Below are 7,597 nucleotides of genomic sequence, written 5' to 3' on the forward strand. Positions count from 1 at the left end.
TGCGAATCAGGTGGCGTCAGCTAAGATGGCTGATGTTTCAATTGCCGCTCCATTCTGACCGGAAGTATCCACCGGCGAACCGTTGTATCTACTGCGGTTGCGAAGATGCTCTTACGGACGAGCATATTATTCCATTAGGACTCGGCGGCCGCTGGTTATTGCCAAAAGCGAGTTGCCGACCTTGTGCAGCCATCACGGCCACATTCGAGGGGGTTGTGCTTCGCACCATGCTTGGACCGCTGCGAATGTATTACTCGCTGCCCACACGTCGTAAGAAGCAAAGGCCCGAGAAGCTTCCCCTGAAGGTTAAGCTCACTCCAGATTCCGACTTTTCATTCATTGATGTGGATCAGGAGATCTATCCGTTTCTCATCCTGTTTCCCAATCTAGCCATGCCGGATGAGTTGACGGGCGATGTCACAGAAGGGGAGCGTGGCGCCAAAGTGAAGACGCTTTGGATTAGGGCTGCGTCCTTTCAGGATGGGATCATGCCTCATCTGGAGAGGCTCACTCGCCACTTGGGCGTCGCCTACATCGAGCCGCAGGCCCATTTTATCGCGCCACCATTTTTCCGAATGCTAGCGAAAATCGCGCACGCGTTTGCTGTTGCAGAGATGGGTGTCGGAGCGTTTCAACCATTTCTTCTGCCGCTTATTCTGAGAGAAGAAACATCAAATAGTGTGCAATATATCGGAGGGATCCCGGGTACTGAGCCGGTGGGCGCAGGACTTCACGAGTTGGCGCTAATCCCTGACCAAGGTCCGTCCCAGGACGTCATCGCAGTTCGCATTCGTTTGCTCGCTCTTTTGGAGACGCCAACCTATTTTGTCGCAATAGGACGACGAGCCAGATGAACGAGCCTCGCGATCACCATTACGTTCCGCAATTCTTCCTCCGCAATTTCGCAACGGACCCCGAGAAGCGGAAAATAACGACCGTCGCGAAGAACGGAGAGTTTGCGGTCTGGGCGGAGCGCTCAATCGAGAGTCTCGGATTTGAGCGTGACCTCTACGTCTTCATGCAGGGAAAGATACCGGTATCGGTTGAGAGCAGGATCAACAGCCGCATCGAAACGCCGATATCTCGAAGCGATACCTGGGCAAAGATTGCAAGCGGGCGAACCGAGGCGCTGGATAGATCCGACAAAGCGATTCTCTACGCGCTCATCCGGCACTTGGAAGCGCGGACTCCCCACTATCATGCAACCAATATGGAGCTCGCGAAATTTGCGGCGTCGCCAGCCAGCCCTATTCCCTTCTCGGACCAAGAGCGCATCCAGTATTCGGAGATGCGATCCGCCCCCGAATTGGCGAAAGAGTTCTTCACCTATATGGCGTCGTCACTGGAGTGGACGGAACAGAACTTTCGTGGATCAGGGATCATGATTATGCGGTCGAAGATTCGGCTTCGCTCATCGAGCACGCCGGTATTAGTGATCCCCGCGCCATCAGACCCGAGGCTTTGGCTGCCGTTCCCCGGAATGACGCCCTTTCAGTACATCTTGACTTTGACGCCGACGACGATGGTTAGCCTTGTCCTCGGTGATTTTGATGATGCTTTCGCCAACTTCGAGGCCGAGCCGAACGTATCACGGGGGATAAGTCGGTATTTCGTCGGTCAGTTCGGCCACAGCAGCTCCACCCGCCATTTGATTACCGATCGGGACGGCCTGTCCGAGGAGATGGCTTGGGCTCACTTCCAAACCCTTAAGGACAGTCCACGAAAAATAGTATTCCGCAGAAATAGTACCGCCTGAATGATGCCAGAATGGGGCCGTCCCGTCCATCGCCCCCGATCTTTCGTGCCTAAACCGTCCGACCGGGCGCTTATGCGCAAGCGCCGCGAGGGAGAGGTTTGTCCCTTGCAAAGCCGAGCCCGTGCGGCTCGAGCCGCACAAGAGCGGAGTTTCAGGCGCATCAGCAACCAATCGCTTGCTTGGAAAAAATAAAACGTCGTATCCTTCATACGATTGCACGCCCACCGGCAAGCGCCAGACCTGCGAGCGAACAAGAGTTGTGCCGGTCCGTTCTCCATGTTTTCTGACGAGATAAGTGCATTATGAGCTACTATGTACGTGCAAGCGACGCGATGCCGTTGCAGGTTTGGAGAATTGATGATGTGTCGGCGACGTGCCTGGGCGTAACTAATCCCGAAAACGGCGCTGGAACATACTTCAAGGCCCAGCCGGGCGAACCGATATTGGATGCTATCAAGCGTCAGGCCACGAGTTGGTTTGCGACAGATGGCCAAAGCCCATTTCACAAGAGCCCCTTGAAGCCGGGAGAGTTTTTCCCTCGGATGGCGCGGCCAACGAATGAATGGTCAAGCGCTCCTATCGGCTTCAATCCCGGTGTTGAGCGCGATTTCGCCTTCATCGCAACCGCGCGCGGGCAAATGAAAGCACTTACCCGGCAGCTTGATCGGATTTGCCAAACCGTTCATCCAAGCGAGGGAACGCTGAAAACATACGGGCACGATATCAGAAATCTTCTGATTCTCGCGTGCACCGAGGTAGAGATGCATTGGCGCGGCGTTCTCTCCGCTAACGGATCTCTAAGAGACCGATATGATACCCGCGACTACGTGAATCTGCGATCCGCCATGAAGCTCGACCAATACGAGGTATCATTCTCCAATTTCCCCTGGCTTTCACCTGTTCGTCCATTTGGCGGCTGGGGCTACACCGGCAGGCCTAGTCAGGATCTGGAGTGGTACTACGCGTACAACGCGGTAAAGCATGATCGAGAAAACAGCTTTGAGAGAGCAACGTTGGCGCATTGCTTTGCCGCAGTGAGCGCCTGCTTTGTCATGATAACGGCGCAGTTCGGTTCTGCGGCGGGCATCGATGGGGGTATTGAAACAGGAGCGTTTTTTCAGATTGTGGCTGTGCCGGAATGGGCACTGTCGGAGATCTACCTGGCTGTCAGTGATGAGCACCACAAAAGCTGGTGTCCGATAAATTTCGATTTCAGCGCAGGGAAAATCACAGGAGGCTGAGCGGGGAGCACGCTTCCGCTCGTCAGCCAGTCTATATCGTCTTCTCCAAATCGGTTTGGGAGTCAGACCGGGTAGTGTACCCGTGACGTCGGTACCACGCGATGAGGCGCTCCTCGGGGAATCCGGGCTCGAGCGGACGTGGATAAAGTGTCACGCGCTCGTAACCTTCCGTGCGGGCAATAGCCTCGACCTTATCGAGTAGCTGCGCGCCGAGGCCAGAGCCGCGGAGACTGGCGGGAACGAATAGTTCGTAAAGGACAAGACAGCCAAGCTCCGCAATATCGTCGAGCGCGACGAAGCCGATCTCGGAACCGTCCCGATAGGCGATATACTGAGTGGTGCGCTTTCCTCGTTTGCTGGTGGCAATGCGCTTGCGAATTTCTGCGTCATTGCAAGAAACGTCATCACCGATTGCGACGAGCGTAATTGCTAGAATTTCCACTCATCCTCCCAAAGGCCTAGCACCATGGGGGCAACAAGCCCGTTCTTGGATGGCGGGCGCTGCAATTCCTCATGATGCATGCCCAATGAAAGATAAATGAGCGCGGCGCGCGCCAATTTTAGCACCCGAAGAGTTCTCCTGAAAAAGTCCTCCCGTTGCACGGAGAATGCGAGTCTATCGAAAAACAATTCCGATGGACCTGTGCGCGGCAGCAAGATTTCATGGACCTTGAGGTAGCTGTGTTCGAGGCAATTCCGAATAATGTAAAGCTCTTGCGCGTCGGGTTCGGCAGTCGCTTGCAGCTCCGCATCGAAGAGGTCCCTGGAAAGCCAGTAGAGCCCACGCAGCGGCCAATTCCGGGAGTTCAGAAACTCTTTGCGGATGCCGCGCTTCCAATCCTGATTGTCGTACCAGATTGTCTTGAAATAGATCTGCCTTGGACTGACGCGGAGTTTTGCATAGTCGTTGAGGAAGAACGCGATTTTGTCGAACAGCGAATAAGCGATGCGGAAGGCCGCCTTCACTTTCTCAACGGCAATGGAGTAGCTCGGATAGTCAAGCGTGTTGGGAAGCGTCACGCCTCGATCCGCGAAATGCGGCGTGTCAACCTCCACGCCTTCATAGAGCATCCACCGGGCGGATATGTATTCCTGCTTCATTTGATTGAAGAGGCCGATGAGCGTTGGCGGCTCGTCTATCTTTGTTGTGAAGCTTGGAAGGCCGAATATGTCGTTGGCGCTGATTGAATGCCGTCCAAGATCGTTGAGCGGGTTTAGGAATAGTCCGTTGTCCAGCACCCATCGGCGATAGTTCTGCTCCTCAGGGCTGTCGCCCAAAGAATAGCCATCCATGTGCAAGGACTTCTCGACGGCTGCGCAATCGATAAGGCGTTCGATGTGTTTTTGTCTATGCGCACAGGCCGCCTTGGCGTCGTCGTCAGGATAGCCGGCATAATCTGCGTCTGGAGAAAGTGCAGCAATGAGGTCTTTATGTGCAAAGAGCAGGAAGACATCCGTATGGCCGTCGTCATAGAGGCGTCTTCCATATTCAGATAGGCCAAGACCGCGATTTCCAAGCGCCATTCCAAATCGGGGATTGACCGAAAGAGCGCGGCTCCACATGGGGACAGCTTCGACAAAGCGCCCCAGCGAGTTCAGGAGATTGGCGAGGTTCGTGAAGATCTGGGCCCGGCGCACCGCGTCGAGATTCTCGAAGTCCGGATGGCGAGTGGCCCTCCGCAGGAACCGTATCTGCTCAAGCGCTTCGGGCTGACCCCAACTCCAGGAGATATTGGGGTCCCGATGTTTCGTGCGTTGCCGTGCGTGCCATGCATTGGCGCGGAAGTAATCGAGGGTTGGAATATCCGTGCCTTTCAGCGGCCGCTGTTCCAGCTCGTCGCACCACGCCAGCGCCTTATCAAGCCCATCACCCCGGCCCAAATCCGAAGACAGATCAATGAGAGAACCGAGCGCCTCCATGGCCCTGGCATCTGCGTAACGGGCAAGATTGTCCAGCTTCATGAGCCGTTCGAAGATTTTCTCGAAGTCCGTCGCCGAGGACATATCTGAAAGTCCTATCCCAACTGGCTGGGTACGAGGTCGGCTGGACCGACATACGACATCTCAATCCTCGTGCGATCTCCATTTACAGAGGCGCGCAGCAGACCCTTCCTTTCGGCATGAAGAGGGCTGGCCAGCGACCCCAATAGTTCATGGTCTGGGGACAGTATTTGAAATGTACCGCCGTCCTGGGCATTCACGATGCGAACAGCGCTTCCGGCTGGAGGGCGATTGTTGATATCCACCCAGTTTGCGCTATCCGAATAGGTCCACGATCTCCATTCGGTGCGGTCTGGCGGAACGTAACTCGATAGAAAGCTCATCCAAATAGCATGGCTGGTCTCGGTTGGCCATTCGACATCCGCTGAAAGAGCAGCCACTTCGTCTGACCGAAGCCACTCTCTAAGACCCTCAGATGTATCGAAATCAGCGTCAGTATCGGAGATGGCCTTTATCGCTGCAAGGCGAGAGGTAAATCCGGCCTGCATCAGAATGGCTGCCGACCTATTCAGCGTGCCCGTCTCAATCGCTGGCACTGCAAGGCTGAGTTCATAGTCATCAAGATCCGTTCCGTCCTCGAACTGGTCGCCGCAAGCAAGGGCACGAACACGAATGGCCTCCATCCCCCACGGCAATCGGTAGATCAAGGCATCCTCGACAAAGCGTAGGACATCCTCGTCATTTTCCGCCAACGCCGCGATAGGCTCGCCCAGGAGCCATGCGCGGAGAATGTCGCGCCAATTAGCCGGCTGCACATTGGGGTTGAACGGCAAAATCTCGAAAAGCAGTTCTGCAAGTGCCGTAATCGCCGTTATGGCCTGCTCATTGTCACCCGTGAGAACCGCCCCGTTCGCTTGCAATGATAGCTCATTGGCGTTTGGAGCAATTTCGTCCAGCTTTTTGCCGGTCTCATATCCCACGCCCGCCAAGAAATAGGCGCGGCGCTGGGTCGATGTGGAGTTTTGCCAAAGGAACTTGGAGCGGCTTAATAGAGCGCTCTTAAAAATATGCTGACTCTCTTGGGGTCGTCGAGTGAGCCGCCGTTCCCACAATGATGAGCTTAAGATAGCGTCGAGCTCGGCGGGGACCTCGTCATCGGGCACTTCGTTTTGGCCGATGAGACTCAAGATGGCTGTATCAAGCGTTGTTAGATACTGTTGCCAGTCGCGTAGCGCTGCGTCCCTGCGCTCAGCGGACTCGCCAGCAACGGCGGGAAAATCCCAGACCTGAGCGTTGTTGAGGATGTATTCGAGCAACTGGGCAAGGTCGCCACCTAGACTTGAGTACATGCGTTGTACGAGAGATATGATTAGGCGGAGCAGGCCGCTTTCCATCTCGCGGCCCTGGTCGCCCGCCTTTAGCGTTTCCCATTGTGCGGATCGTTGTGCGTTCGGCTCGAAAAATGGAAAGAGGACCAGCCCGTCCACATCGACGAAAGCCCTTCCGGCTCGCCCGATGACGTTGCGGAACTCGGAGGCTTCGATAGGCTGCCTGTTCCGGATGATGCCGTGCATCACAATCGTTGTGGCAGAGAGATTAAGGCCTTGCGCAAGCGTCGGCGATGATACCGTAACCCTGAGAATGCCGTCACGCAGAAGCTTTTCAACTTCTTTCCGGAACGGCGTCGGAAGTGCGCCGTGATGGATTGCGACACCAAGTTTGAGGCATGTCAGGATATCGTGGTCCTCGCCTAACCATTCGGCACCAATAGCGAGAGCAACAGCAATGCTTGCCTCATTCGGACCCAGCAGCGAGGGTAACAGACCGTACCCGTTCAGCTTTACTATCGCCGATGCGTAGGGCTCAACCGACCTGCGTTCGGGGCAGTAAATCAGGACGGTTTGTCCATCATCCGTAAGCCGCCACGTGGTGGCTAGAACCAGTTCCCGGTGATCGGACGGAAACAGTTTTCGCCGCTGTCCTTGTGTCGGAGCTTTCGATGAGAAAAAGCCGGGAACAAAAGGATTCTCATTGCCGACATGGATATTCATACGGGCGCGATTTGCCGACCATATAATTTCGCCAAATCGCAGCCGTGTCGGCCGCCACGCGCTCTTGATGAGGCTTTGATCGTCATCGTTGCTGAGCCAAGCGACAAAATCGCCAAGCTGGTCGCCTTCAGGCAAGATGGCGGATAGGCAAACGATACGTCGATTGCCAGCGTCGGGACGCTTCAAGAGTCGCTGGATTTGAACCTCGTAACGCACCTCGCGCTCGCCCAGTCCTATCATATGACCTTCGTCGAGAATGACGAGGCCGACGTCGTCGAGGAGCGACGGCTGATTTCGCAAGGCAAAGTCAAGCTTCTCCGGTGTGGCCACCACGATGTTTCGCGAGCCGAGCGCATCCGTCTCAAAATCGCTCGTGCCAATGCTTCCATAGAGCGTTGAGATGGTCTTGCCCAATGGTCCGAAGGTGCGATGGAGAGTATTTTCGGTCTGAGCCGATAGGGCGCGAAGCGGTGTCACAAACACAACGCGCTTCTCGGCAGCCAGACAGCGGAGAATACAGAGCTCGGCGATGCGCGTTTTTCCCGCGCTCGTCGGAAGGGAGACGACCAGATCGTTGCCCTCGTTTACGGCTTTTACCGCGGCATCAA

Annotated in this window: 6 protein-coding genes; 3 read left to right on the forward strand and 3 right to left on the reverse strand. The window is 55.5% G+C overall.

All coding sequences use genetic code 11. The features are described 5' to 3' along the window. Positions 1–32: 32 nt before the first annotated feature. The 3 genes from CWO91_RS04680 (at position 33) to CWO91_RS04690 (ending at position 2,997) form a co-directional block, all read left to right on the forward strand. Positions 33–854, forward strand: coding sequence for an HNH endonuclease (locus CWO91_RS04680; RefSeq protein ID WP_130212431.1), 822 nt, complete (start codon positions 33–35; stop codon positions 852–854). Further along, positions 851–1,756: a DUF4238 domain-containing protein gene (locus tag CWO91_RS04685; protein WP_130212432.1), complete on the forward strand. Its 906-nt coding sequence runs from the start codon at positions 851–853 to the stop codon at positions 1,754–1,756. The genes CWO91_RS04680 and CWO91_RS04685 overlap by 4 nt, the downstream gene beginning before the upstream one ends. A gap of 302 nt (positions 1,757–2,058) precedes the next feature. After that, entirely contained in the window at positions 2,059–2,997 is a 939-nt protein-coding gene (locus CWO91_RS04690; protein ID WP_130212433.1) for a hypothetical protein, read from the forward strand. 31 nt (positions 2,998–3,028) lie between these two features. On the opposite strand, the gene CWO91_RS04695 is transcribed toward CWO91_RS04690, so the two are convergent. From CWO91_RS04695 to CWO91_RS04705, 3 genes are all read right to left on the reverse strand, one after another. Beyond that, on the reverse strand, positions 3,029–3,439 hold the full coding sequence (locus tag CWO91_RS04695) for a GNAT family N-acetyltransferase (protein ID WP_130212434.1): 411 nt from the start codon (positions 3,437–3,439) through the stop codon (positions 3,029–3,031). After that, positions 3,427–5,001 carry an LA2681 family HEPN domain-containing protein gene (locus CWO91_RS04700; protein ID WP_130212435.1) on the reverse strand — a complete coding sequence of 525 codons (1,575 nt, stop codon included), beginning with the start codon at positions 4,999–5,001 and terminating at the stop codon, positions 3,427–3,429. The genes CWO91_RS04695 and CWO91_RS04700 overlap by 13 nt, the downstream gene beginning before the upstream one ends. An 11-nt stretch (positions 5,002–5,012) precedes the next feature. Next, positions 5,013–7,597, reverse strand: a 2,585-nt coding sequence (locus CWO91_RS04705; RefSeq protein ID WP_130212436.1) for a DEAD/DEAH box helicase, incomplete at its 5' end; no start/stop codon positions are given.

This window comes from Bradyrhizobium genosp. SA-3, assembly GCF_004212635.1.
GTDB lineage: Bacteria > Pseudomonadota > Alphaproteobacteria > Rhizobiales > Xanthobacteraceae > Bradyrhizobium.